The sequence below is a fragment of the Haladaptatus caseinilyticus genome, from assembly GCF_026248685.1.
Taxonomy (GTDB): domain Archaea; phylum Halobacteriota; class Halobacteria; order Halobacteriales; family Haladaptataceae; genus Haladaptatus; species Haladaptatus caseinilyticus.
This window is the reverse complement of sequence record NZ_CP111041.1, coordinates 236,358-259,140: the sequence shown is the minus strand read 5'-3', so window position 1 is coordinate 259,140 and position 22,783 is coordinate 236,358. Positions and strand designations below refer to the sequence as shown.

The following is a 22,783-nucleotide window of genomic DNA, read 5'->3' as shown; positions in this document are numbered from 1 at the left end:
ACCGCGGGTAGTTCCCCTCGCCGTCAGAAAGGATTATGATAGGAAGTGGTGACTCCATTTCCTAGGCCGTCTGGTATACGAAATTGAATGTATACCGAGGGATTCAGGGAGGGGTCAACCGATGGAACCCACCACCGTCGGTTCCGATGGCAAGGACGTATACTTCGCCATCGTTGTCACGGCCAAATGACAGGATGAGATCCAGCTTGCTTTTATCTTCGTCAGCTACTTCAACCAATTCTGTTGGCCACATACCGCCATCTTCGGAACGCGTCGCGGCGAACAACCGGCCGTTCGCCAGATAGTCACCAAAGATATATGTCCCATTCAACAGCGGAAAGTCCGACCCACGATACACGTAGCCACCAATAACCGAAACTCCGCTAACATCCCTACCAAAATGCGGATACTCTATGATCGGGTCGATGAGGTGTTCGTCACCTCGAACATTTGTGGGTACGGTATCTGAGCAGCCGTCTTCAAGGCAGTCCGTACCCTCCTTGATCTTCCAACCGTAATTGCCACCGTTTACGACCAAGTCTACCTCCTCGTATTGACTTTCTCCGACATCTCCGACAAAGAGGTCGGACCCATCGAACGACATTCGCCACGGATTTCGAAATCCCCACGCATAGTACTCATCACGACCGCTTGTGCCGACCAATGGATTATCTTCGGGAATCGTATATTCCGTCGACGTATCTCGACCATCGACGTCGATACGAAGGATACTCCCAAGAAGATCCTCAGTCACATTTTGACCTGTACTCTGAACGCCGATACCCCCACCGCTACCTCCACCGTCACCGACCGCCACGTACAGATAGCCGTCCGGTCCGAATCGAATACAACCCCCGTTATGATTGCTCGCTGGTTCAGGAATTTCCAGAACTGGGCGTTCAGAGTCACGGAGGGCTTGCGTGCCATCGGGGTTTGCCGTGAACGAAGCAAGAACGAATGTGTGACTATAGTCGGCCGGAGTTCCTGGTCGTCGTGGTGCGCTGTACCGGACAAACAACCGACGGTTCTTCGCGAAGTCAGGGTGAAGTGCGATACCGAGGAGTCCCTTTTCACCCTCGAACTCGATCGCGTCTCGCAAGTCAAGAAACAGCTTGTCGCGGAGTCCGTTCGATTCGTGTACATAGATTCGTCCATCCTGATCAGCGATATATCGCCGATCAGCATCCGGCGCAAAAGCGACATCTATCGGAGCTTGCATCCCGCTCGCGAGCGTTTTGAGACTGACCGAAATAGGCTTGATCCGGTCGTTTACGTTTCTTCCGTCAGTGCCGCTTGTGTTATCCGGACGGATTTGGGCTGTGGCAGCGACGGATTGCTTGCTTCCAATAATTCCCGCCGTGACACCTCCAAACACGGTTTCAAGGAACCCCCGCCGTTTCATGGATATGGTATGCGTTCAAATAGCAAAAGCAGATTGGTGGCCGTAATTACGGGGAAATTCGTGTGCTTACGAATATTGTCGAAAGCACGTTTGATTCGCCTAACAAGGCGATTTGAGGCTCAACAGACTAAGTCGATCCGGGCTGGGTCGGGAAGGGCTCGAGTTCCCCCACCGACGATCGTTCACTTACTGACTTTTACTCATTATGTCGCTGTTCATCAAACTCATCGAGACCCATCTCGATCGATTCCTGATTGCCCATCGTTGGCGACCCGGGATCGTGACGGGTGATCGCATAGAAGACCAATCCTAGTCCGACTGCTAACAAGACGTTTTTTCCGGATTGGAGGAGCAACCGTTGGGAGGCATTCAGTTGATAGTCATTCCGTATGAGAAGCCGATACACTGGACTCACGATCCCACCCAGAACGACAATTCCGAAGCCGGTTGTGGCATATCGATAGGATTTGGATCGTGGGTTTTGGTAATAGGCGAGAAAACTCAGCGCCAGCAAGATACTTCCACTGATGAATAACAGTGCATTGGACAGAATGAATGCCCACAACTCGGGTGATTTAGCCATGGGTGGAATCTCTCCAAGACGTTGGCCAGTCAAAGGGATCAGCTGTCTGATTGCTCGCCTTTGTATATGTCGTTAGCAATCCTCCTAAGAACTGATCTAACTTCGTGACGATTCGGGTATACGGTCGGTGAAAATGTGTGATTAGCTCTTCAAGCCCTGAATGTTCGGTGTATACTGCGTGCCCCGTGGCTTCGTTGTATTCGACAATTTCGGCATCACTCAGCAGGGGGAGGTGAACGTGAGACAACATCACAACGAGCTCCTTGGTCGCTGTTTGAGTAGATTTTGACCCTTCGTTGTCTCGTTGATGGATTTTTTGAGCCAGTGCTGTCTTCGACATCGATTCCTGGGTGTCTCGAAGGATCGCGAGGAGAAGCCGTCGATGTTTGTTTGCCAGCCCAGCCAACGCATCGTCTACCTCGTCGTGCTCTATTTCGAGGAATCGCTCGAACTGTGGGTCTTCGAACGCACGATGATCCGTCGTGGTTACGGTTCCTTCCTCTTGGTTCCATTCGATGAAGCCGTTGTCTTCTAACAGTGGTAGTTGGGCGTGGTTGAGATTCGTATGGATGGTTTGTATTTCGGGGGTAACATCTGTTTCTGGAACTTTTTGATCACCTTCTGCAAGCCTGAGTGCGAGTTCTTGCTCGGACATCGCCGCGTCCTCATCATTCAGGGTTGCAAGGATTGACCGCCGTTGACTCGTTCCTACTGCGGAGAACATCGAGTTATGCCTTTTTCGTCGGATTGTGCGATGTTGAGCTTCCATTCGTCTGCTTGGGTTCGTTTAGATGGGTATAGACAGAGGGGCTAAATACAGAGGTGTAGCATGATTTCCCCTACCACATTCAGGATTCAGAACATAAAGTACTGTGCGGACGTTCAATACGCCGTGCTCATCAAACGACACCAGCAGTACGGTGTGAATCTTGGGTGGTGGCTTGGTTAATGAGAAGGTTCTGCGCTATTCCTGTTCAAAAATCAGCCGTGTTAGGCGGCAGGACGTCCAGCGGTGGCGTCCTCACTGCTCGTCTGACCAAACTCCTCATCGTCACGCGAGGTAAGTTCAGTGTAGGCTGTTGCGAGCACAGCAGCCGAGAAGACCGTCGTGATCGCGCTCGCAGCCTGTGCGAACACTAAGGCGACGATATCGCCAGCGAAGCTGCCACTTGCCAGGTCTCCGAGACCAAAGACCAGATTGACGAGTACTGTGAGGAGCACGACTGCGACACCCAGGAACAAGAGGTTGAGGCGGTAACCCCGCGTCAAACTCCAACTGCTGCGGAACGCTGTGATGAAGTTCTGATCTTCGACAGCCACGTAGACCGTCCAGAACGCCAACGTCACGAGCAGGAAGATACCTGGAACGACCAACGCGACTAAGCCTAGTCCGACAACGATTCCGTAGACAATCATCCCGACGAAGAGATTGACCCCTGCCCACACAATATTTCGAGTGAAATACTCTTGGGGAAGGTGTTCGGTTTCATCGCTCACGAACACGCGAATGGCCGCGATGCTTACCACCAGTAACGCGATGCCCAGCACGAATGAGACGATACTCGCACCAAGGGGTGGGACGAGCAACGACGGATCCGCCTGGACACCACTGGGTGTAAACTGCTGTCTGGTGACCCATCGGTCAACACTGAGTCCTACTACGCCGTTGAGGACAGAAACGACGAAGATAATTCCCATGAGCATGAGCCCATTTCGTTTGGTACTGCGGCTGTAGCCTTGCTTGAGCATGCTGGTGATGTTAATCGGCATAATCACCTATCTAATACGTTATGTGAGATGATATAGATATCGATCGATACCTCTCAGATAGATGTAGTTTGGTACTACTTCTAACAGTTCACTGTGTCGATTCAGAGCGTCTGTATCCATGCTATATTAGCGTTCATGAGAAGATAGTGCGCTGCTCGTGAGAGGGGGTTCGCCCTCCAAATTAGTATCGATGTGACGAAAACGAGCTATCCGGTCGAGATCGTCTGTGCTTGGACCGTATCGGTCCCAAGTCGTCGTTCGATAAAGGCAAAGAGTAGGTCCAGTCCGATTGCGATCAGCGCGCCCGGAATCGCCCCGGCAAGGAGTTGTGGCGTATCGAAGAGGGAGATGCCGGTGATCACCCAAACACCGAGTCCGCCACCGCCGATGAAGAATGCGAGGTAGGCGGTTCCAACGTTGAGAACCGCACTCGTCCGAATCCCGGCGAAGATAACGGGCAGAGCGAGCGGTACCTTGATTTTTCGCAAAATCTGATTCTCGGTCATTCCCATACCACGGGCCGCCGCGACCGTACTCTCATCGACGTCTTCGAGACCGGTGACAGTGTTCGTGAGAATCGGCAACAACGCGTAGGTGAACAGACCGACGAGCGACGGGAGGAACCCAAGGCCGAGCAGCGGGAATACCAGAGCGATGATCGCGAGTGTCGGTACCGTCTGTGCAACGTTTCCGACACTCATCACTACACGTTTCGCGTGTTTGTTTCGAGTCGCGAGGATGCCTAATGGGATGGCGACGACGATGGCGAGGGCTACCGATATGAGGACGAGCGCGAGATGCTCCCGCAACAACGAGAGAAACGTATCGGAATGCGAGAGGATGTACGTGAGCGCTGCATCGAGTGTTCCGAGAACGCTCATACTACACACCCACCTCGGTCGTGGACCGATAGTCACGGATATCCCGTTCGGTGACCTGCCCCACGACATCGCCGTTTTCGACCACATGGAGAGCTTCGGTATCCGTTTCGATCATCCGAGAAAGCGCTACCTCGGCACTATCGCTCGGCGACACGTGAACGTCCGCAACTGATACCGTCTCGGTATCAGTCCCACCATCGACTGCGGTCGCCTGCGTTTCCCGCTCGACCGTTGCTGGGCGCATGATCTCCTCGACACGGGTGATTTGTAACTCTTTGAGCGCCCGATTGTCGCCGATGAACTCCCTGACGAAATCGTTCGCAGGGTTCTCCAATATTTCCCGCGGTGTTCCGTACTGAACGAGTTCGCCAACGTCGAAGACTGCGATTTTATCGCCCATCTTCAACGCCTCGTTGATATCGTGAGTGACGAAGAGGATGGTCGTGTCGATGCGTTCCTGAATTTCGAGGAATTCGTCCTGTAGTTCGGCCCGCGTAATCGGGTCGAGTGCGCCGAACGGCTCGTCCATCAAAATCACGTCCGGGTCGGCAGCGAGCGCACGTGCGACGCCGACTCGTTGCTGTTGGCCACCAGACAGCGCGTTCGGGTATTGGTCGCGGTACGTCGCAGGCGGGAGGTCCATCAAGTCGAGGAGTTCGTCGACACGGCTATCGATGCGGGCTTCGTCCCATCCGCGGAGTTCGGGCACCGTCGCGACGTTCTCGCCGACGGTCATGTGGTCGAACAACCCGATCTCCTGGATGACGTAGCCGATGTCCCGTCGGAGGTCGACCTTCTCTAGCTCTTGGATGTCTGTTCCATCGTAGTAGACTGCTCCCTCGGTCGGCTCTTCGAGTCGATTGACTAACGTCATCGTCGTCGTCTTCCCGCATCCGGAGGGTCCGACGAAAACCGTCGTCGTCCCTCGTTCGACCTCGAACGTGATGTCCTCGATTGCGACCGTATCGTCCGGGTAGATCTTCGTGACGTTTTCGAATGTTATCATACTCGTTGCCTCCTGTTTGGGCTCATGTGTATCGTTCATGCTATCGACCGCCGAATGATGCGCGTGATAAGCGCTTGTTCAACGTCCTCACCGTTTCGAAGCCGGAACAACTGTTCCAGCACGCCGAAACCGTAGTCGAACGCGAGTGCGAGCAACGAGACCGCTACAGTCGAGACGACGATTGCCGCCGGATAGGCCTCGCTGATACCGTTGAAAATCGGGTCTCCGAGGTTGTTCGCCCCGATAAATGCGCCGATTGCGGCGATACCGACGAGAATGACCACCGCGTTGCGGACGCCGGCCATGATGACGGGTATCGCTTGCGGGAGTTGGATGCGCCGGAGACGCTGTCGTCGAGTCATTCCCATTCCCCGTCCGGCCTCGACGGTCGCCGAGTCGACTTGTGTGAGACCGACGTACGTGTTGCGAACGATGGGAAGCTGTGCGTAGAGCACCAGCGCAATGACGACCGGAATCTTGCCGATTCCGACGAACGGGATGAGGAGGCCAAACAGGGCGATGCTCGGCACAGTCATCAACATCCCTGCCGTCCAGAGAATGGCCTTCCCGAGTCGATCGTCGAGTGTAGCGACGATTCCAAGCGGAACGCCGATGACCAGCGCCAGCCACACTGAGTCGACGACGACGATGATATGGTTGATGAGTAGCTCCCAGAGGAGTGACTGGTTTTTCGCGATATACTCCATGTAACTATCGAGCGCTAGCGGCGTGACCCCGTGTGAGAGCGTAAGGTGACTTTCGAGCATTGATTCAGATAACCTCCTTCCGTTGCAGATATTCCTTCGCGACCGTCTGGGGGTTTTTCTTCTCGATAGCCACCTGCTTATTGAGGCGTCGCATCACGTCAGTCGTGAGCCCGTTGCTCGCCTCGTTCAGCGGCGGTCGGATCGACGGATGGTTCTCCAACGTTCCGCTGTTGACCAACGGAGCTGCATTGTAGACCGGGAAGTATCCCTTGTCGTCACTCAGCACGTGGAGATTGAACTGAATGATTCGTGGGTCGGTGTTAAAGCCGACGCCGACGTCGGCAGACCCGTTGCCGATGACTTGGTACAACAACCCAGAACCGATGTTGTTTACAGTGACGTTCCCGAGGTCGTCAGCGAACCCATAATGTTTGCTCAGTCCCGGCCAGCCGTCGGCTCGACTTTGAAATTCGGCGTTCAGTGCGACCGTGAGATTCGACCCGTCGTTTTTGACGAAATCGGAGAAGTCGGATAGCGTCTTTACGCCCGTCTTTTTCATCCAGTCTGGGTTCGCCAAGATGACGTACGTGTTGTTGAGTTCTGCACGTTGGAGGAACGTCAGCCCGTGTTTTTGCTTGAACTCTGTCTTTACCTTTCGATACAGCTTCTTCGGGTCCGAAATCACTGTGTCGTGCTGCGGTGGAAGCGTCTGCCACGCGGTCCCGGTGTACTCCCAATACAACTGTACTTCGTCGGTATCGAGTGCACGAAAATTGGTCGTGGTCCCGCCGAGGCCGACTTGGTCGTTGATGGTCAAATCGGTGTTCGCAGAAAGCGCCTCGTATGCGATGTAGCCCAGGACCTCCTGTTCGGTGAACCGCTTGGAGCTGACTTTAATCGACCCACCCCCGAGCTCAGTGGCGAGAGTGAGACAGCCCGAAAGCCCTCCGAAGCCGGCAGTAGCGGCTAAACCACCTCCTGCCGTGAGGTACCTTCGTCGTGTGACTGACTGTGGCATACCCCGTCTTTGGTGAAAGAGGGGCCTAACAGTTGACCCGTATTAGTTCATCATTTATAAGACAGAACGATAACTCCCTATCTGGTAGCGCTCGCTGGAATCATGGTGATCGGAACGGTGGCATCGAACAGAATTCTTTGCAGCGTACTTCCGACCACAGCCTTTCCGGTTGGACGATGCTTTCTCCCGGAGAGATACAGGTGCTCGACTCCCGTCCCATCCACAACGGTGCGGATGCTGTCCGCCGCCGTCTCATTCTGTTTTCGTCCACGAATTTCGACGAAGTCGATTCGTCACACATGGTCGGTTGTCAAATACTCATAGAATTCGACGATGAGTGGACCACAGACAACTACTCCGACCGCATCGAGGTACGATCCCTACTCTCTCGGACCGGGTTCTTTCGACGCGCTTCCGAGAGTGTCCTCGATGAAACGGCAGCAGAAACAGCCTCGTTGCCGTCCGTCGCCTTCGCGACGATATCACCGCGGGGTCCCGCGATACAGCTTTCCCCGCCGTGACGACGGCCAGCCTGTGTTCCGACGTGATTCGACGCTACGACGTAGCAGGTCTCATCGAGTGCACGTGCGCGACACAGTAGCCGCCAATCGCGTTCGAACGATTGCCGCCATGCCGCACTCACTGCGAGCAAGTCACAGTTCTCCTGTCCATATTCGAGTGCCAGTTCGGGGAAGTTCAAGTCATAACAAAGCAGTAGTCCGAGCGTGCCGACGGACGTCTCGACAGTGACTGGACCGATTCCCGCCTGAAAGTGTTTCGCCTCCTCCCCCCAGAGGCGACGTTTTCGATAGGTTGCCAAGACACCGCTTTTATCGACGTACACGAGTGAATTGTACACCGTATCTCCGTCCGCTTCCGGTAGTCCGACGACGAGTGCAACCCCGGAGTCGCGTACCACGGTCGAGAGCCGGTCCGTTATCGGTCCCGGAACTGGAGTGGCGACACTCGAAACGTCGGTGAGGTCGTATCCGGTCACACAGAGTTCGGGGAAGACGGCGAATTCGACGGTATTCGGCAATTTTCGTGCCAGTTCCGCGATCGACTCGATATTTGCGGTCGTCTCGCCGAGACTCGGTTCGAACTCGCACGTCGCGACCCGTGGGGTCGTCATGGTTCCATCCCCGTACGGAATCTTTGCATAGTTGTTCGAAGCGAAGCCATCACAGTAGCCCTTCGCACCTACATCTCAAGGGCTTTTAGCGGAGCGGCGAATCCGGAAGGGGTTATATATCCGTTACAAGTTCGCCCTGACCTATAACGGGATTTCCCGAGTTGCTATTTCCAATCGATGACCAGACGACGAACCCAACGGTCCACCGATGGCGCACCGACGCTCATCGACTGTGACATCCATCAGCGGTGGAAAGACGAATCGGAGGTTATCCAGTATCTCCCCGACCAGTACAAAGACCGGGGGTTACAGGCACCAGAAATCCTCTATGACAACGTAGCGGAGTTCTCCCGGCGCGATGCCATTCCGGACGACGGGAGCAATCCTGGGTCGGATATCCCGAAGATGAAAGACCAACATCTCGACGAGTTTGGGGTCGATTATGCGATTCTGACGGGCAATTCGTACCTCAACCTTACCGCGCTTCCGAACGACGATTACGCGGCCGAACTCGCCGTCGCAAGCAACAAATGGGCCATCGACCGGTGGCTGTCTGAAGGCGGCCCGTTCGTCGGGTCGTTGCTGGCAGCACCGCAGAAACCGAAACGAATGGCGGAGATGATTCGAAATCTCGGCCAACATCCACGCGTCGTTCAGGTCGTGATGCCGATGGCCGCACAGCTCCCCTACGGTCACGAGTACTATTGGCCGATGTACGAGGCGGCCGAAGAGATGGGGCTTCCGATCGCGCTTCACCCGTACACTGAGGGCCACGGTGTCACCCGACCACCGACCGGTGCCGGATATCCACGGACATACTTCGAGTGGCATACGCTCTTGGGTACCTACGCAATGGGCCAACTCGTGAGCCTCGTCGCCGAAGGCGTTCTCCCGTCGTTTCCGGACCTCGACTTCGTCGTCGTCGAGGGCGGCCTCAGTTGGGTGCCCCACTTCCTTTGGCGGATGGACAAGGACTGGAAAGCGCTCCGCGCCCAGGTACCGTACCTCGAAAAGCCGCCGAGCGAATACGTCAAAGACCAGGTTCGGTTCACCACACAACCAATCGAAGAACCGGACGACCCTCAGCACCTTCTGCAAATTCTGGAGATGATGAACGCATCAGAGACGGTTATGTTTGCCAGTGATTATCCTCATTGGGACACGGATTCACCGCTCTATGCGATCCCACCGATGCCCGAGGAGATGGAAGCCGGCGTAATGGCTGGAAACGCACAGGAACTGTACGGACTCCCAGACGACCCGGCGAGTCTCCCCGCCAAGTGAGGTGTCACGTATGAAAAAACGATTCGAGGTCTGTCCGGCGGCAGAGCTTCCACCTGGAGAGCGAACGATAACTGACCTGAACGGCATCTCAGTTGGCGTGTTCAACGTCGATGGCGAGTACTACGCGCTGAAAAACGACTGCCCACATCAGCGAGCGCCTTTGTGCATGGGGAAGGTGACCGGCACGACGTCGGTCGAGCATACCGGCGCGATAAACTGGGAGGACAACGGCCATATTCTGCGCTGTCCGTGGCACGGCTGGGAGTTCGATATCGAAACCGGCCGTTCCGTGTTCAATCCCAACAAAGTCCGTGCCCGGTCGTTCGAGACCACGGTCGAACCAGCCGATGAAGAGCCCACGGAAAGCGAAGCCGACTGTTCGTCCATCCCTGACGAATGCGACTGTGGTTCGAGCGCCGACGAACCCCCGGTCGCCACCTATGACGTGACCGTTGAAGACGAAATGGTCGTTGTCTATCTTTGAGATGACCATGGACACGATAGACACGACCGATGCGGTCACATTCGTCCACTCGGCCTCACTCCGTGAGCTTCCATTGTCGGTCGAGCGAGCAGTCCGAATCAGGGTTCTGGACACGCTTGCTGCGATGACGGCTGGGTATCGGCAGGACGGAGTCGATATCGTCCGCCAGTATGCACTCGACCGATTCGGCGGTAATTCGACCGCGACACTGTTCGACGGCAGCGGAACAAGCGTGCGGTCGGAGGGTGCGACGCTAGCCAACGCGACGGCGGCGAACGCCCTCGACATCGATGACGGCCACCGAGAGGTCAAGGGACATCCAGCCGCAGTCGTCGTTCCGGCCGCACTCGCTACAGCGGAGTCGGCCAATGCGACGGTCGAAACGTTGCTCGATGCCGTCTACGTCGGCTACGAGGTCGGCGTCAGAGCCGGACTGGCGATGCACGAAATCGACGGCGTGTACACCGGAACCGGATCGTGGGGTGCGGTCGGTGCTGGCGCGGCCGTCGCCCGAATACGTGAGTTTTCGCCCGAACAGACGGCTCATGCGCTTGGCGTCGCCGAGTATCACGCGCCTCGGACACCCATCATGCGTGGGGTCGAACGTCCAGGTATGACGAAGGACGGAATCGGGTGGGGATCGTATGTTGGCATTGTATCCGCCCACCTCGCCAAATCGGGGTTTACGGGGTCAGGAACGGTCTTCGACGAGGACGATACCGGCAGTGTCGCCCCATTTGGCGACGTCCATCACGTTACGGAGGCGTACCTCAAACCCTATCCGTGTTGCCGATGGGTGCAGCCCGGCGTTGCGGCCGCCTTATCGCTAATGAAGACAGCCAATATCGACTCGACGGCTATCGAGACGGTTCGTGTTCATACTTTCGAGGAGGCAACACATCTCAAAACGCGGAATCCTGAAACCCCTGAAGAGGCTCAGTACTCCTATCCATTCCCGATAGCGGCGGCACTCGTCCGTGAGCAGTTCACGCAAGCAGAACACGCATCGGACGTGCTGTCCGATCCCGACATCTTGGCACTTTCCGACGCCGTAGAACTCCACGTCGATGAGACACTCGATGGGCGGTTTCCGGGCGAATGTCTCGCCCGTCTTGAACTCGACACCGGGAGCGAAACGTACGACTCTAAAGTCACACGTCCACCGGGGGCTCGGGAACAACCCCTCGCCGCCGACGTGCGACGTGAGAAAGCTCGTCGGCTTGTTACACCGACACTCCCGATGTCCGTAGTTGAAAGAACGGAACAACGGCTCTGTGATTCTGTCTCGGTTGGGACCCTCCTTTCCCCGTGGCGAACATGACGGACTCCCCGTCTCTCATGCGGTTTTCGTCGTCCGACTAGTACAGGAGATTGCCAAATGGTAACGAAGAGCACTTATAAAGTCGGTACAGTGTCCTCAGTACGATGTTGACTTCTGAGGTGCGAGTCCGATACGATGGCGATTGGACTGCCCAACTCGCAGAATATGATGTCTTTGGTGAATTCATCGCATCGACGTTTCGCAACCACCGGTATATCGGAATGCTGGCGCTGGAAACGACCGACTACGAGGAGACGCTAGACGTCATTCGGTCCCACGAGATGGTGGACAGTATCGATGTCGTCGAACGGTATGACACGTCCGAAGGTCGATCCGCGGCAACCATACTGCTCCGTGGTCGTCTTACCGAACTCACCCCCTTCCAGGCACTCATGTACGAGGGATACCTTCCGATCGGGCCGACGAGACTCAAAAACGGCTGTGAGTACTTCAATTTGCTTTTGGGTGACCGCGAGGAACTCGCGAAAGCCATCGAACTCCTCTCGGATTTCGGAACCGTGTCGGTGGAACGTATCACTAGGGATTTCCGTCGGGAAATCATGCCGAGCCGTGCCGAGTGGCAGGAACTATTCGCATCGATTCCACCACGACAGCGTGAGTTTCTGAACACCGCAGTCGAGAAAGGGTATTTCGAAATCCCTCGGGAAGTGACGCTCGAAGAACTCGCCGAAGAGATGGGCATTACGAAGACAACCGCATCGAATCACCTTCGAAAAGCCGAACACACTCTGATTACGTTCGTTCTTCCGTACATCAATCTCGCTGTCACCGACGACTGATGACGCTGGTGTTCACTCGTTGTGTTCACTGCTGAACCTCAGCACAGTATCTCATATTGTGAAGTTATTGTTCATATTGAAACGAAGCAAATACCGGTATTTACTGGTTCAATAACGTCGTCTATACACCGTCGGTGATTTCTTCCGGTGAACGCTCTTCTGCTTCAGTGAGTTCCTTGTCGAACGAGACTAATGTCATGTCTTGGCTCTCGGCACACGCCAAAAAAGCCAGTCCATCGACCAGACGTGGCTCTCGAGCAGTCACGGGATCTGGGTGTCCCGCTCCGATCACTAACGCGGTGGCCGGTAGAAACTCTCCCGCTGGTTTGTAACTGATAGATGCCGATACAACTGCCGTACTCACAAGTAACCGTACCACGTCTGCTCAGAACTGTGTCAATTCGGGGCGTCCTTTTGCGCAAGATTTCCATAGTGATTCGCAATTTGATCGTCTTTCTCCTCACCCTGCTATTCAAGATCATTAATTCGCCCGGTGGGTTACAGGGTGTGATTAGCGAGGTCGTCGATAGCAGTGGAAGACTTACTATCTACATTTTGCATTATTCACTGTGTACCCGTCATCGTCGCTCACCCAGTGGTGTGAGACCGAGGTCTTCCGGATGAAGTTCTTTTAGTCGTTCCGCCGGTGCTGGTATTCCATCGGTCTCTGGATCGTAGATGCCGTGGTGAATCAGCCACGTGCGGGCAGTCGATTCCGAGATACCGAAATGAGACGCGGTTCCGGCAATCGTTCCAATTCGATCGTACGTCTCCTGGAGTCGGTCTGGATATCGATACGAATAGTCACTCGATTTTATTGGCGTTGTATCGTCGTCTCCTGCAGTCGTTGTTCGGTCTGGCGTGTTGGACCTCCACTGTGGATGTCCATGCTGGCGGTTTTGTGGCAGGGAAGCTTTACAACAGTCTATCTCGAAATTCAGATTGCTCTGGGACATGCTTGTATGGCAGGTACCAGAGGCGACCGGTGCACCCGCGAACGAGTGATTAGAGCCCACTAATGTTCGCGGGATTTTGCACACCAGCGACTTCGTAACCAAGAGCCATGGGTTCGAAACGCAGTCCACGGCATTGCGTGTCGAGTTGGCCCAATGGTAGGCGGCGGAAATCGGCCTCCGGTGTGGCTATCGCTACTCAGTTAGGTGTATTATTTGCACCGCCGTTTACACCGTAAAAGTGTGTGGAACACTGGAAAATAAGTTCTCATATTTTCGAATACACATCAATGTATGAATGTTTGGAAAATGGCTGTATTTCACATCTATAGCCTGCTTAGATCTACTTCCGTAGCGGGGGTGGCATCTGCGCGATAGGATTCATACAAATCGATTCCCCACTCGACCAGTCTATCATTCGAGCTTACAATCATCGCAATGTGATTTCCGGTGCCAGATTCGTTATAGGCACCAATCGCGACTCGACGGTCGTCGTAGATTCCGATACCGAGCGTGTGCGACTCTTCCAATACAAACGATTGGTAATTACTATACCGTTCATTTTGAACTGAGTACCGAGTGGCGGAGTTGTCAGCCGCTTTCATAGCTGTCGGCCAATCTAAGATCGCCTCCGAGTCGACACCGAGTTCGAACAAGCCACGGTAGGCTTGAAAAAGAACAGGATTATACACAGAACAGAGGCATCGGAACTGACTGATATTCCGATCATACAACTTTAGACACGTCGAAAGAACCGATGCAGGACTACGAGGATTGGAAACGACGAGTTCAGCGCTGGTGAGCGTTGATAATGGGAATGTGGCAGCCTCAATTGGAAGACGCTGAAGCCACGGTGCTTTCTTGATGAGTTGCTCAACAACAGCGACCAATTCTCTATACGCTGATAATGCATTGTTTCCGGTAGGGGTAATCCGGTATGTCCCACTGTCATCCGTGATCCAACCATGATCTACAAATCCCGAGAGAATGCGCCGAATCGTCGATTGGGAGGGCAAATTGCTCGCAGCAGTCTGTAACTCACTTAGTCGATATGCTTGCTTCGAAAGCTCTTCTAAAAGTACGAGTGGATGAACAGATCGGGTCAAATAGGAGAGCCCTTCGACTGAAGCATTCTGCAGGCAGTCATTGATTGCCTCTACAAACAAGAGGCCTCCAGCGGTAAGTTCGGCTCCCTTATTATCGCGATTTACAAATCCTCGATCATGAAGGGTACCAAGGTGCTGAGAAACAGCCTGTCGGGAGACGTCGGCGTGAGTTGCGAGATTCGTACTTGTCGTTGTGCTTGGAAGCTGCTTAAATGCACATAAGATATCGAGACGTACAGAGTCTACCGTCTCGTTGATGACGGTCCGAATCTCCAGTTCTTCCTCTGTGAGGGGATTGCGTGCTGTAGCAGTCACGATTTGGTATAGATGGTGCTTCTTCGATTCTTCGTTATAATATAGAGTGTGGTTTCATTTGGAAAGATGAGTTCTGGGAGAACTATTCGAAGCAAATACTCAATTCAAAATATTATTCTGGTTTTTCTGTAGATTATCTATCGTTGTACGTGACAATATTGCAGTTCTGAGGATCGGGTGCAATGGCTTTATCTGACTCCTGCATTGTTCTGATAGTATGACTCCGGAACCGCAGCACCCACCCACCCCATCAGGCTTGCCGGTGCTCGGACACACGCTCGAATTTGCACGGGATCCGTTCGAGTTCACGTACCGTGCAATCGATGAGTGTGGGAATATCTATCGTTTAGTGCTCCCGACCACTGAGATCTATGTCTTAGCACACCCAGACTATTTCAAGCAGGTTCTAGTGACGGACGTTGACGAATTCGAAAAAACAGATGACTTCGAGAAAGCGTTTGGCGAAGGCGTAATCGCAACCGATGGAAATCAGTGGCGTCGACAGCGGAACGTCCTCCAGCCGCTCTTCCATCGGGATCGCGTCACGGGATATGGAGACTACATGGTCAATGCGACACAGCGTCGTCTCGATACGTGGTCATCGGGCGAGGTTCGGGATATCGAATCGGAAATGCAGGATCTTACGTTAGAAATCCTCTTCGCGACGCTCTTTGGCCGCGAACTCCCACCCGGTGACGGAGAAGAGCTTCGGACCGCATCTGATGGTCTCAACAGATGGTTTGCACCGACGTCGTGGATGTTACCGAATTGGGTGCCAACACCCTCCCGACGGGAGTTTTTCGACTCAAAGGAACGGCTCCGAACGGAAATTCAACGACTCCTCGTAGAACACGATGAGAATACACTGTCTGCGGATCTGCAGCGGGACACGCTCCTTTCTAAGCTCGATGCGGCACGCAATGCAAGTGGCCAAAATCATCTCAGAACTGAAGAAGTCGAAGGGCAACTACTCACGATGCTCTTTGCGGGCTATGAAACGACGGCCGCTGTTCTCGGATTTGCGTGGTACGCACTGGCGGTAAATCCCGACATTCGGCGGGCATTCCACGAGGAACTCGACACTGTACTCGATGGAACTCCACCGACACACGAGGATATCGACGAGCTAGACCTCACATCTCGTATCGTTACTGAAACACTCCGAATGTATCCGCCGGTGCATACGCTTCCTCGTCAGACGACGCAAGCAGTCGAAGTTGGTGGCTACCACATTCCGGCAGAAACGCAAGTTCACCTTCCCGTATTGGCCGTGCATCGTAACGAGCGTTTTTACGATGATCCCGACTCGTTCCGTCCAGATCGGTGGACTTCGGAATTCGAAAACGAACGTCCGGAGTATGCATTCGTTCCCTTCGGCGGTGGTCGACGGACATGTATTGGCCGGGATTTTGCACGTCTCGAAGCGACACTTGTGTTAGCGACGATTGGTCAACAGTGGACGTTAGAGTGGGCAAACGAGGACACTTCGCTTTCGTTCGGGCCAGAGATTACGATGCAGACGAAGGATGGATTGCCGATGCGGCTTGCGTCGCGATAATCACGTTTGAACTGTTGGCTGCGCCAGTCTCAGTTACGAGAAGGTAAGGAGAAAACCGCATTGAGGAACGTACGCCCCTCGTCGGTCAGTCCGTAGAATTTCCAGGGATACACCTGTCGGCGTTGGCCATCCGGCAGTGCGGCCTCCTCTCCGATCCCTGCGTCGATCAATTTTTGGATGTGTTTATAGACTGTTCCCTTGCTGACGCTTGGATTGAGCTGCTCAAGCTCATACATCGAGAGAAGTTGCTGTGGATGCTGAAGGATATTGACGATAAGTGCAATCCGCGTCTGCTGAGTCACGAAGTGCACCAATTCGCGGTTGCTGCCGTTCGTTCCCAAGCCAGTACTCATACTCAAAAATATGTGCTAATGCGATAAGTGGTCTACTCTAGAGAAAATACCCGTGTAAATCACTCCCAAGTGACGGAAAATCAGTAGTCCATTACTCGTTCTTTCCCACGAACTACTGACACCGTCGTCAGAACCAACTCATGCACCACTGTCCTCTCTTTAACCGCAAACCAACCGCAAAACAAGACATACTTGGGAGTAGTCGATAGTTGGTTACAGTGCTTCGTGTCGTGTTGATTAGGTTCGTGTTAGAGTTGTAACCCTCTCGGGATGAGTGTGCTGACGGGGGTGGCTACGTGGTTACTGACGACGCTGTCACATCCGCACTGGAGGGTTGTGCAGACGAGAACTTCCGGTGTTGTTTGAGCATCCACCCGTGTTTGTCGTGCTGGAAGAACGTGAGACGCCCCTTCGACAGCTGTTCGACGCGACGGCAGGCGCGGTACACCTGCTTCCACGCGAGATGCTCATCCGTTGCTGTCGACAGCAGCGACTTGAGGCTGTCACTCGTCTTCAAGAGGTTTCCCTGCGGAGTCTTGGTTGACCACTCATCCCAGTGTTCGAACAATGTGACTGCACGCCTATCGCTCGCCGAGACGTGCTCGTCTAATGCGTCGTCACCAATTATTGATAGTCGCTCGAGTGGCGTCCAGTCGTCCGCTGGTGTATTACTGTCGCTGCCGTCGCTGTCCGTAGCGTCAATACGGTCTTCGAGCTCGGCGATATCGTCGTTGGCACTCGCGATACCGGTGCCAAGGGCGTCCATACGTTTGTCGTGTGTGTTGTGGTCAGCTTCGAGATTTTCGACCTGTTGTTCGAGATCATCAATTCGCTCGTCTTTCGTGGCGACTTCTTGTTCGAGGTCGTCGATGCGGCCAGTGAGCAATTGGATATGCTCTGCGAGCTCGTTGATCGAAATGTTGTCTCCATCGAGAGTACTGGATACTTCGGAAATCGTGGTGTTACTCATCGACAGACACCTCCGTATTGACCGCAGTGTCGTCTGTTGGCGTCGAGAGGTGTGGGAAGTGTGCGATAGTGGTGAGCGTGCCGATACAGTGAGTAGTCGTGTCAGTGGCGGTGTGGGTGTGCTCGAGAACAGTCATGGGCGAGTCGGAGTGACTGATGCAGTGGAAGGTGGCTTGGTGGAGAGCGTGCTGTGCGGTCGTGGTGATCGGCGGTGCGGTGAGAACGAGTAGTGGCGCGTCGCTTGTCTGTGGGTTCGTCTCACTGACCGTGCAGATCGTCCGCGGCAGATCGGTCGTCGTGATGCGAACGCGGTCACCCGGCAAGAGACGTTGAGTAAGTGTTTCCGGATCGCGTAGATTCAGTGGCTTTGGAACGAGCGAGTGCTGGTCGGTACTCACGCCTGCTCACCCCCTTTTGGGTTGGTGATGGTCTCTATACGCGCACCAGTCCGAACCCAGGCATATCGGCCGGTGGGTGTCAGATCGTATCGTTCGAGTTTCGCGTCGGTATGCTCGATTTCGTCGTAGTAGGTGTACTGGAGTCGGTAGCAGTCGTCCGTTGGTGTGGCGACGTACAGGACGTGCTCGCCGGGATCAGGGCCGCGGCAGGTGAGTTCGGGTTCTGAATGGTCGCACTGGTAGACGACACCCGTGAGCGTGCGTTGCTCGGTGTGGATTTGGATTGGGTCTGCACATTCGAGTGCGAGAACAGTGTCTCGGTCGGTCATTACTCTCCCTCCTGTTTTTCGCGAATGCGTTCGCAGCGCTGGCAAGGTGCGAGGAATTGCTCGTGGGCGTGCTCACGAGTACGTGTGAGGAACGACTGGTCGGCACCGAGCGAACAGAGGGGTGTGTCGTCGCTATCGGGTTCGTGGTAGGCGTACGTGTCGTGCCGTTTGTGTTTGCGGATGAGCACCGGATCGTCGTCGGGGAAGGGGCTGGCCTCAATGCGACGGCGGATCTCCGGTTCGTCTGCATGGGGCTGGTAGTCGGCTGGGATGCAGGAGTGTGACCCATTGCACTGAACGATATACGTGCCACAATGGGGGCACTGCTCGAACGTCTCTTTGATCTCGGCTTCGGTGATTTTGTCGTCTGGTGACCACTCGCTGTGGTCGTCTCTAGTGGGCGTGTGCGGTGGCTCACAATCGTGGGCCATTACGCTCGCCTCCACTGGTATGGGTCCACGTCAGGTGTAAGGGGGGACGTGTGTTCGCTGGGGTCGTGGGTGGGCTGGAGTTGTCGTCGCTTGCTGGGGTTCCGGGATGTGAGTTTCATGGGTGGGAACCAAGTGTGGAATTGCCGTTGGCTGATGCTCGTGGAGTACGGTACGATATCGCCGCGTTTGGGCCGATAAGGACTCGCTCGCTGGCGTTTCAGGCTGTTTTGCCTTGGTTGCTGGTTCCCGACTAGGGTCAAATAGTTTACGCACACCAGTGGGTTTATTTGACACGACATGCCGCAGTTCTTGGGTGGTTCGTCGTGGGCTCGGGTGCCGATAGCTAGCGCTCTTTGGGGAGGGCGTTCAGTGAGGTGCATCTACGCGGTCACCTCGGTTGTGGTGGTGTGGGTGGTGGTGTCGATGTCGTAGCACTGTTTGAGGATGCGCTGGTAGTGCCTGCGGGTTTCTGCGTGGGTTTCACCCGGTGGTGTCGAGGGGAGGTTTGGATTGCCCGTTTTGGTGGTTGCGACCGACCGGTAGGTGTCGGTGTCCTCGGGAATCTGGAAGCCCTCCTCGCCGTAGTCGATCGGTAGTCGACGTTCGAAGAATTGCTGGCAGTCTTCTGTGGCGTAGACGCAGTACAGGTAAGGTTCTTGGCCGGTGGTCTTGGTTCGGGTTTGAAAGCCCACGCGGAGTTCGACGAGGTACGCGCGAGTGATTGACTCGTCGGTAGTGGGAGTGGGTTGGTCGGGGTCTTGTGTGGCGGTGTCGGGTGTGGGTTCGAGGCGCTTGACGGGGTGGAAGACTTTTGCGCCGAATTGGGCCTTGAGGGAGAGTGCGCCGCCGTTGGGTTTCTCGTCGAAGGACGCCATTAGTGGAGTCCTCCGAGAGCAAGTGGTTGGTAGTCGATGCGTTTTTCTACGGAAAGGGTTTTGCTAGTCATGCTTCTGTATCCCAGAAGCGCGGTCGGTGTCTCTAGCACCGACCTTTCTGTGAAGGCAATCCGCGCTTCGTAGTTACGTCTACATACTGCACCCACTTATATTTGTGCATGCTGCACATCTATTCAAGATGGTCAAACAGACAGTTCTAAATGCCCAGATGATGTCAGTATGCATATGGTGTTAGCACAACAAACCTCGACTGAAATCATGGACGCCGGCGATCTCACAAAAACTGACCGAGCTATCCTCGACTGTCTAAAACAAGGTTGCAATGGTGACGAACCATGGGGAATTGCTACGAAAGGAAGACTTGTCGACGAAACTGGATTTAGCAGAAATAGCGTCTACCAACGCTTGGAAGTCCTAAAAGCAAGTAATCACGTTGAACTCATTCACGAGCCGACTCGTGAATTTGCCTTCATTAGTGATCCTCGTGATAATGAACCTCTTGAGTAGTCAGATCGCTTTACGAGGTATCACTAATTAAATTTCTATAAGAACTGGGGGTTGTAGAACGCAAGAAACGAATTCGCGAAACTGCACACATCCATCGCGAGCGTCGTGTGCAAAATTGAGCCGATCGCGAGTGGCGCAACACTGCTTCGGTGAGGCAAATTGAACAGGTCTCGGAATCCACATATATGATTTGTGTTTCAGTTACCTAATAAACTTAGGTTCCAAGAGATGTGTGCAAAAATATTGGTCTAGGCGATAAAATACGACAATGATTATTTCGACGCAACCCTTGTCTATTTGCTGAATTTAGTCAATTCTTGGTTGAGCTTCTCATTTTCCTCGTAGAAGAGCGCGTGACCACTCTCCTCGAAGCGAACGAGCTCAGTGTCTTCGATTCCGTCGTGGAGCTTCTCTGCCGTCAGCTCGAAAGGACAGGCTTCGTCGTGCACACCGTGACAGATGAGTGTCGGAACAGAGATGTCCGCGAGATCGGACCGAAGATCCATCTCGCCGACCGCTTCGATCGAATCGGCCATGGCCTGTGGCGACGATTCCATACTCATATTCTGGAGCCAATCTTTCAACCCGGGACTTGGTGCAGAATGAAACATCGAGTCGCCGAAGTCACTACTGACCTCCGCCCGATCCTCATAGCATCCCTCGGCAAGTCCCGTAAATGCGGCTCCATCGACGCCTTCCGGAAAGTCCGGTTTTTTGGCTAACACGGGACTCGCAGCACCAAGTAGCGCCAATTTTGCCACGTGGTCTTCGTTATGGCGGCTCATATATCGGGTGACGACCCCGCCGCCCATCGAAAAGCCTGTGAGAGTTACATCCTCGACATCGAGTTCGTCGAGAACCGCCTTCAAATCGTCAGCGAACATGTCGAAGTCATACTCACTCCACGGTTTACTTGACTGCCCGTAGCCACGAAGGTCGATACCGATACATCGGATATCTTCCCTGGGGAGCTGAATGTACTGATATTCGAACATCCGGTGGCTCAGCGGCCACCCATGAACGAACACGATTGGTGTACCCGATCCCCAGTCCTGAACGAACAATTCCACCCCGTCCTCAACTTCGATTCGGGTCATGCTGACCAATGGCTGGTCAACTGATGTGCATATATACAATTTGGAAGTATTTCAGACTAATTGACTGCTTTATCTCTTCCTAAATTGTATGTTAGAGTAATTTCACAATTTTCGAGTTTGCTCCGCTTTTTCATCGATGTCTGAAAGGATGACAAGTAACATCCCGCAGTACTCCGATATCGAGCTGTTCACTGATGTCAATCGAATACAGGCTATCCCTTCTGAAGGAACATTTGACGACATTGATCTTCTCATGAGGATGGCTGAAGACGTTATACGCCGATCGCCGCGAACACCCAAGTTCGTCCGCGATCTCGCTTGTCATATAGAATTCGAACGATTCGATAACTTTGCGTACATTTACGCACTAAACATTTTCACATAAATTGCCTGGGTGCTTGTATGGATAGTTTGCTTGTCAAAGCGGCAATGATAGACATTCCTTAGTCAATGTTTATCAGTAATCAGGTAGCAATTCAACTTATCCTATGAGTGATATTGGACTTATCGGTGTCGGTTACATTGGTAAACTGTTCGTTGAACGACTATGCGGCGCGGGATACTCGCTAACGGTGTTTGATGTGGACAACGAACAGGTTAAGTATGCTCTCGATCGCGGAGCAACAGCTGTCACTTCACCAAATGAAGTCGGAGAGGTTGCTGACGTCATACTAATCGCAGTTCCTGGCTCGTCGGAGGTTGAAGAGACGATGGAGAGCGAAAGCGGTTTGCTCGAAGTATTAGATGACGATAAATTAGTAATCGATGTGACGACAACACACCCAGAAATCTCGATTAAGTATGAAAAGCGGTGTGCTGACCGCGGTGCTAGATTCATCGAAGCCCCAATCACGGGTGCAGCACCCCGTAGAGGATATCAGATGATGATTGGCGGAACTAATGAAAACTATAAAGAGGCAGTTGACATCCTCGATGTGATTTGTCATGATCATATCCGTGTCGGTGAAATTGGCAAGGGAACCATATTCAAACTCGGATTGCAAATGCGCTATGCTGGTCAGAATGCCCTTGATGCGGAAATAGTCGAGTATGCACGCGACAATGGGGTAGATCCCAAGCTATTTAATGACTTTTTTGGGATGGACATTTGGGAACAATATTTTACCGGCGACTTCAGCCAAGATATCGAAGGCATGGGTGGCTTCTCAATCTGGAATAAGGATATCGGCTATGCCCGCGATGTTGCCCACAGAAATGGGACGGCGCTCCCAATCAACAATGTTGTCCATGAGGCGTACAAGGCAACTATGCGCCAGACTGATGAGAACAAAGGTCATGCGGCAAGTTTGATCAAATACTGGCAACTACTCAATAATTCAAGATAATAAACGCTTTTATCCGTGTAATTCAAGCCCTAGGGTTACTATTAGTACGTTCAATGTATAAACAAAGAACCAGACGGTAACTCCTTTGGTCTGTAAAAATTCACGTTTATTATCATGTATTAGTTTAAGACGCACAG

Annotated in this window: 24 protein-coding genes and 1 pseudogene; 7 read left to right on the top strand and 18 right to left on the bottom strand. The window is 53.7% G+C overall.

From position 1 onward, the window contains the following. Positions 1–103 precede the first annotated feature (103 nt). The 9 genes from OOF89_RS21305 to OOF89_RS21265 form a co-directional block, all read right to left on the bottom strand. On the bottom strand, positions 104–1,402 hold the full coding sequence (locus OOF89_RS21305; RefSeq protein ID WP_266082751.1) for a PQQ-dependent sugar dehydrogenase: 1,299 nt from the start codon (positions 1,400–1,402) through the stop codon (positions 104–106). Between the two features lie 196 nt (positions 1,403–1,598). Beyond that, on the bottom strand, positions 1,599–1,985 hold the full coding sequence (locus tag OOF89_RS21300; RefSeq protein ID WP_266082749.1) for a hypothetical protein: 387 nt from the start codon (positions 1,983–1,985) through the stop codon (positions 1,599–1,601). Further along, on the bottom strand, positions 1,978–2,709 hold the full coding sequence (locus OOF89_RS21295) for a DUF7344 domain-containing protein (RefSeq protein WP_266082748.1): 732 nt from the start codon (positions 2,707–2,709) through the stop codon (positions 1,978–1,980). The genes OOF89_RS21300 and OOF89_RS21295 overlap by 8 nt, the downstream gene beginning before the upstream one ends. A 266-nt stretch (positions 2,710–2,975) precedes the next feature. Beyond that, positions 2,976–3,755: a hypothetical protein gene (locus OOF89_RS21290; protein ID WP_266082746.1), complete on the bottom strand. Its 780-nt coding sequence runs from the start codon at positions 3,753–3,755 to the stop codon at positions 2,976–2,978. A gap of 206 nt (positions 3,756–3,961) precedes the next feature. Further along, complete coding sequence (locus OOF89_RS21285; protein WP_266082744.1) at positions 3,962–4,636, bottom strand: ABC transporter permease; 675 nt, start codon at positions 4,634–4,636, stop codon at positions 3,962–3,964. A gap of 1 nt (position 4,637) precedes the next feature. Further along, the gene (locus OOF89_RS21280; RefSeq protein WP_266082802.1) at positions 4,638–5,642 is read right to left on the bottom strand and encodes an ABC transporter ATP-binding protein; all 1,005 of its coding nucleotides are present in this window, start codon (positions 5,640–5,642) and stop codon (positions 4,638–4,640) included. Between the two features lie 35 nt (positions 5,643–5,677). After that, a complete protein-coding gene (locus tag OOF89_RS21275; protein ID WP_266082742.1) occupies positions 5,678–6,409 on the bottom strand; it encodes an ABC transporter permease in 732 nt (243 codons plus the stop codon). A 4-nt stretch (positions 6,410–6,413) separates the two neighbouring features. Next, on the bottom strand, positions 6,414–7,367 hold the full coding sequence (locus tag OOF89_RS21270) for a glycine betaine ABC transporter substrate-binding protein (protein WP_266082740.1): 954 nt from the start codon (positions 7,365–7,367) through the stop codon (positions 6,414–6,416). 352 nt (positions 7,368–7,719) lie between these two features. Then, positions 7,720–8,499, bottom strand: coding sequence for a carbon-nitrogen hydrolase family protein (locus tag OOF89_RS21265; RefSeq protein WP_266082738.1), 780 nt, complete (start codon positions 8,497–8,499; stop codon positions 7,720–7,722). 177 nt (positions 8,500–8,676) lie between these two features. On the opposite strand from OOF89_RS21265, the gene OOF89_RS21260 reads away from it, so the two are divergent. The 4 genes from OOF89_RS21260 to OOF89_RS21245 all read left to right on the top strand — a co-directional run bounded on the left by OOF89_RS21260 (position 8,677) and on the right by OOF89_RS21245 (position 12,388). After that, positions 8,677–9,783, top strand: a complete 1,107-nt coding sequence (locus OOF89_RS21260) for an amidohydrolase family protein (RefSeq protein WP_266082736.1) — start codon at positions 8,677–8,679, stop codon at positions 9,781–9,783. 10 nt (positions 9,784–9,793) lie between these two features. Next, entirely contained in the window at positions 9,794–10,267 is a 474-nt protein-coding gene (locus OOF89_RS21255; RefSeq protein WP_266082734.1) for a Rieske (2Fe-2S) protein, read from the top strand. A 7-nt stretch (positions 10,268–10,274) separates the two neighbouring features. Further along, positions 10,275–11,588 carry an MmgE/PrpD family protein gene (locus OOF89_RS21250; RefSeq protein WP_266082732.1) on the top strand — a complete coding sequence of 438 codons (1,314 nt, stop codon included), beginning with the start codon at positions 10,275–10,277 and terminating at the stop codon, positions 11,586–11,588. Between the two features lie 104 nt (positions 11,589–11,692). Then, entirely contained in the window at positions 11,693–12,388 is a 696-nt protein-coding gene (locus tag OOF89_RS21245; protein WP_266082730.1) for a helix-turn-helix domain-containing protein, read from the top strand. Positions 12,389–12,966: 578 nt separating this feature from the next. Here the strand turns inward: OOF89_RS21245 and OOF89_RS21240 are convergent. Together OOF89_RS21240 and OOF89_RS21235 are read right to left on the bottom strand one after the other, a co-directional pair. Next, complete coding sequence (locus OOF89_RS21240) at positions 12,967–13,344, bottom strand: hypothetical protein (RefSeq protein ID WP_266082728.1); 378 nt, start codon at positions 13,342–13,344, stop codon at positions 12,967–12,969. Between the two features lie 323 nt (positions 13,345–13,667). Continuing rightward, the gene (locus OOF89_RS21235) at positions 13,668–14,762 is read right to left on the bottom strand and encodes a transcriptional regulator FilR1 domain-containing protein (RefSeq protein WP_266082726.1); all 1,095 of its coding nucleotides are present in this window, start codon (positions 14,760–14,762) and stop codon (positions 13,668–13,670) included. A gap of 217 nt (positions 14,763–14,979) precedes the next feature. Here OOF89_RS21235 and OOF89_RS21230 point away from each other — a divergent pair, with 217 nt between their 5' ends. Further along, the gene (locus OOF89_RS21230) at positions 14,980–16,320 is read left to right on the top strand and encodes a cytochrome P450 (protein WP_266082723.1); all 1,341 of its coding nucleotides are present in this window, start codon (positions 14,980–14,982) and stop codon (positions 16,318–16,320) included. Positions 16,321–16,379: 59 nt separating this feature from the next. Here the strand turns inward: OOF89_RS21230 and OOF89_RS21225 are convergent. From OOF89_RS21225 to OOF89_RS21200, 6 genes and pseudogenes are all read right to left on the bottom strand, one after another. After that, positions 16,380–16,673 (bottom strand): annotated as a pseudogene (locus tag OOF89_RS21225) (PadR family transcriptional regulator); the annotation flags it as partial. A gap of 292 nt (positions 16,674–16,965) precedes the next feature. Next, positions 16,966–17,643, bottom strand: a complete 678-nt coding sequence (locus OOF89_RS21220; RefSeq protein ID WP_266082721.1) for a cell division protein ZapB — start codon at positions 17,641–17,643, stop codon at positions 16,966–16,968. Further along, on the bottom strand, positions 17,636–18,040 hold the full coding sequence (locus tag OOF89_RS21215; protein WP_266082719.1) for a hypothetical protein: 405 nt from the start codon (positions 18,038–18,040) through the stop codon (positions 17,636–17,638). Before OOF89_RS21215 ends, OOF89_RS21220 begins: the two co-directional genes overlap by 8 nt. Beyond that, on the bottom strand, positions 18,037–18,369 hold the full coding sequence (locus OOF89_RS21210) for a hypothetical protein (protein ID WP_266082717.1): 333 nt from the start codon (positions 18,367–18,369) through the stop codon (positions 18,037–18,039). Before OOF89_RS21210 ends, OOF89_RS21215 begins: the two co-directional genes overlap by 4 nt. Beyond that, positions 18,369–18,800, bottom strand: coding sequence for a hypothetical protein (locus tag OOF89_RS21205; protein ID WP_266082715.1), 432 nt, complete (start codon positions 18,798–18,800; stop codon positions 18,369–18,371). Before OOF89_RS21205 ends, OOF89_RS21210 begins: the two co-directional genes overlap by 1 nt. A 380-nt stretch (positions 18,801–19,180) precedes the next feature. Beyond that, positions 19,181–19,675 (bottom strand): hypothetical protein, encoded by a 495-nt coding sequence (locus OOF89_RS21200; protein WP_266082713.1) that lies wholly within the window; start codon positions 19,673–19,675, stop codon positions 19,181–19,183. A gap of 246 nt (positions 19,676–19,921) precedes the next feature. On the opposite strand from OOF89_RS21200, the gene OOF89_RS21195 reads away from it, so the two are divergent. After that, positions 19,922–20,203, top strand: coding sequence for a hypothetical protein (locus tag OOF89_RS21195; RefSeq protein ID WP_266082711.1), 282 nt, complete (start codon positions 19,922–19,924; stop codon positions 20,201–20,203). 293 nt (positions 20,204–20,496) lie between these two features. On the opposite strand, the gene OOF89_RS21190 is transcribed toward OOF89_RS21195, so the two are convergent. Next, complete coding sequence (locus OOF89_RS21190) at positions 20,497–21,300, bottom strand: alpha/beta fold hydrolase (RefSeq protein WP_266082709.1); 804 nt, start codon at positions 21,298–21,300, stop codon at positions 20,497–20,499. Positions 21,301–21,788: 488 nt separating this feature from the next. On the opposite strand from OOF89_RS21190, the gene OOF89_RS21185 reads away from it, so the two are divergent. Next, positions 21,789–22,646 carry an NAD(P)-dependent oxidoreductase gene (locus tag OOF89_RS21185; RefSeq protein ID WP_266082707.1) on the top strand — a complete coding sequence of 286 codons (858 nt, stop codon included), beginning with the start codon at positions 21,789–21,791 and terminating at the stop codon, positions 22,644–22,646. Positions 22,647–22,783 lie beyond the last annotated feature (137 nt).

Excerpts from the sequence above, each read along its gene's own strand:
- OOF89_RS21305 (WP_266082751.1), bottom strand. The coding sequence starts at position 1,402 with ATGAAACGGCGGGGGTTCCTTGAAACCGTGTTTGGAGGTGTCACGGCG.
- OOF89_RS21300 (WP_266082749.1), bottom strand. The coding sequence starts at position 1,985 with ATGGCTAAATCACCCGAGTTGTGGGCATTCATTCTGTCCAATGCACTG.
- OOF89_RS21295 (WP_266082748.1), bottom strand. The coding sequence starts at position 2,709 with ATGTTCTCCGCAGTAGGAACGAGTCAACGGCGGTCAATCCTTGCAACC.
- OOF89_RS21290 (WP_266082746.1), bottom strand. The coding sequence starts at position 3,755 with ATGCCGATTAACATCACCAGCATGCTCAAGCAAGGCTACAGCCGCAGT.
- OOF89_RS21285 (WP_266082744.1), bottom strand. The coding sequence starts at position 4,636 with ATGAGCGTTCTCGGAACACTCGATGCAGCGCTCACGTACATCCTCTCG.
- OOF89_RS21280 (WP_266082802.1), bottom strand. The coding sequence starts at position 5,642 with ATGATAACATTCGAAAACGTCACGAAGATCTACCCGGACGATACGGTC.
- OOF89_RS21275 (WP_266082742.1), bottom strand. The coding sequence starts at position 6,409 with ATGCTCGAAAGTCACCTTACGCTCTCACACGGGGTCACGCCGCTAGCG.
- OOF89_RS21270 (WP_266082740.1), bottom strand. The coding sequence starts at position 7,367 with ATGCCACAGTCAGTCACACGACGAAGGTACCTCACGGCAGGAGGTGGT.
- OOF89_RS21265 (WP_266082738.1), bottom strand. The coding sequence starts at position 8,499 with ATGACGACCCCACGGGTCGCGACGTGCGAGTTCGAACCGAGTCTCGGC.
- OOF89_RS21260 (WP_266082736.1), top strand. The coding sequence starts at position 8,677 with ATGACCAGACGACGAACCCAACGGTCCACCGATGGCGCACCGACGCTC.
- OOF89_RS21255 (WP_266082734.1), top strand. The coding sequence starts at position 9,794 with ATGAAAAAACGATTCGAGGTCTGTCCGGCGGCAGAGCTTCCACCTGGA.
- OOF89_RS21250 (WP_266082732.1), top strand. The coding sequence starts at position 10,275 with ATGGACACGATAGACACGACCGATGCGGTCACATTCGTCCACTCGGCC.
- OOF89_RS21245 (WP_266082730.1), top strand. The coding sequence starts at position 11,693 with ATGTTGACTTCTGAGGTGCGAGTCCGATACGATGGCGATTGGACTGCC.
- OOF89_RS21240 (WP_266082728.1), bottom strand. The coding sequence starts at position 13,344 with ATGTCCCAGAGCAATCTGAATTTCGAGATAGACTGTTGTAAAGCTTCC.
- OOF89_RS21230 (WP_266082723.1), top strand. The coding sequence starts at position 14,980 with ATGACTCCGGAACCGCAGCACCCACCCACCCCATCAGGCTTGCCGGTG.
- OOF89_RS21220 (WP_266082721.1), bottom strand. The coding sequence starts at position 17,643 with ATGAGTAACACCACGATTTCCGAAGTATCCAGTACTCTCGATGGAGAC.
- OOF89_RS21210 (WP_266082717.1), bottom strand. The coding sequence starts at position 18,369 with ATGACCGACCGAGACACTGTTCTCGCACTCGAATGTGCAGACCCAATC.
- OOF89_RS21205 (WP_266082715.1), bottom strand. The coding sequence starts at position 18,800 with ATGGCCCACGATTGTGAGCCACCGCACACGCCCACTAGAGACGACCAC.
- OOF89_RS21200 (WP_266082713.1), bottom strand. The coding sequence starts at position 19,675 with ATGGCGTCCTTCGACGAGAAACCCAACGGCGGCGCACTCTCCCTCAAG.
- OOF89_RS21195 (WP_266082711.1), top strand. The coding sequence starts at position 19,922 with ATGGTGTTAGCACAACAAACCTCGACTGAAATCATGGACGCCGGCGAT.
- OOF89_RS21190 (WP_266082709.1), bottom strand. The coding sequence starts at position 21,300 with ATGACCCGAATCGAAGTTGAGGACGGGGTGGAATTGTTCGTTCAGGAC.
- OOF89_RS21185 (WP_266082707.1), top strand. The coding sequence starts at position 21,789 with ATGAGTGATATTGGACTTATCGGTGTCGGTTACATTGGTAAACTGTTC.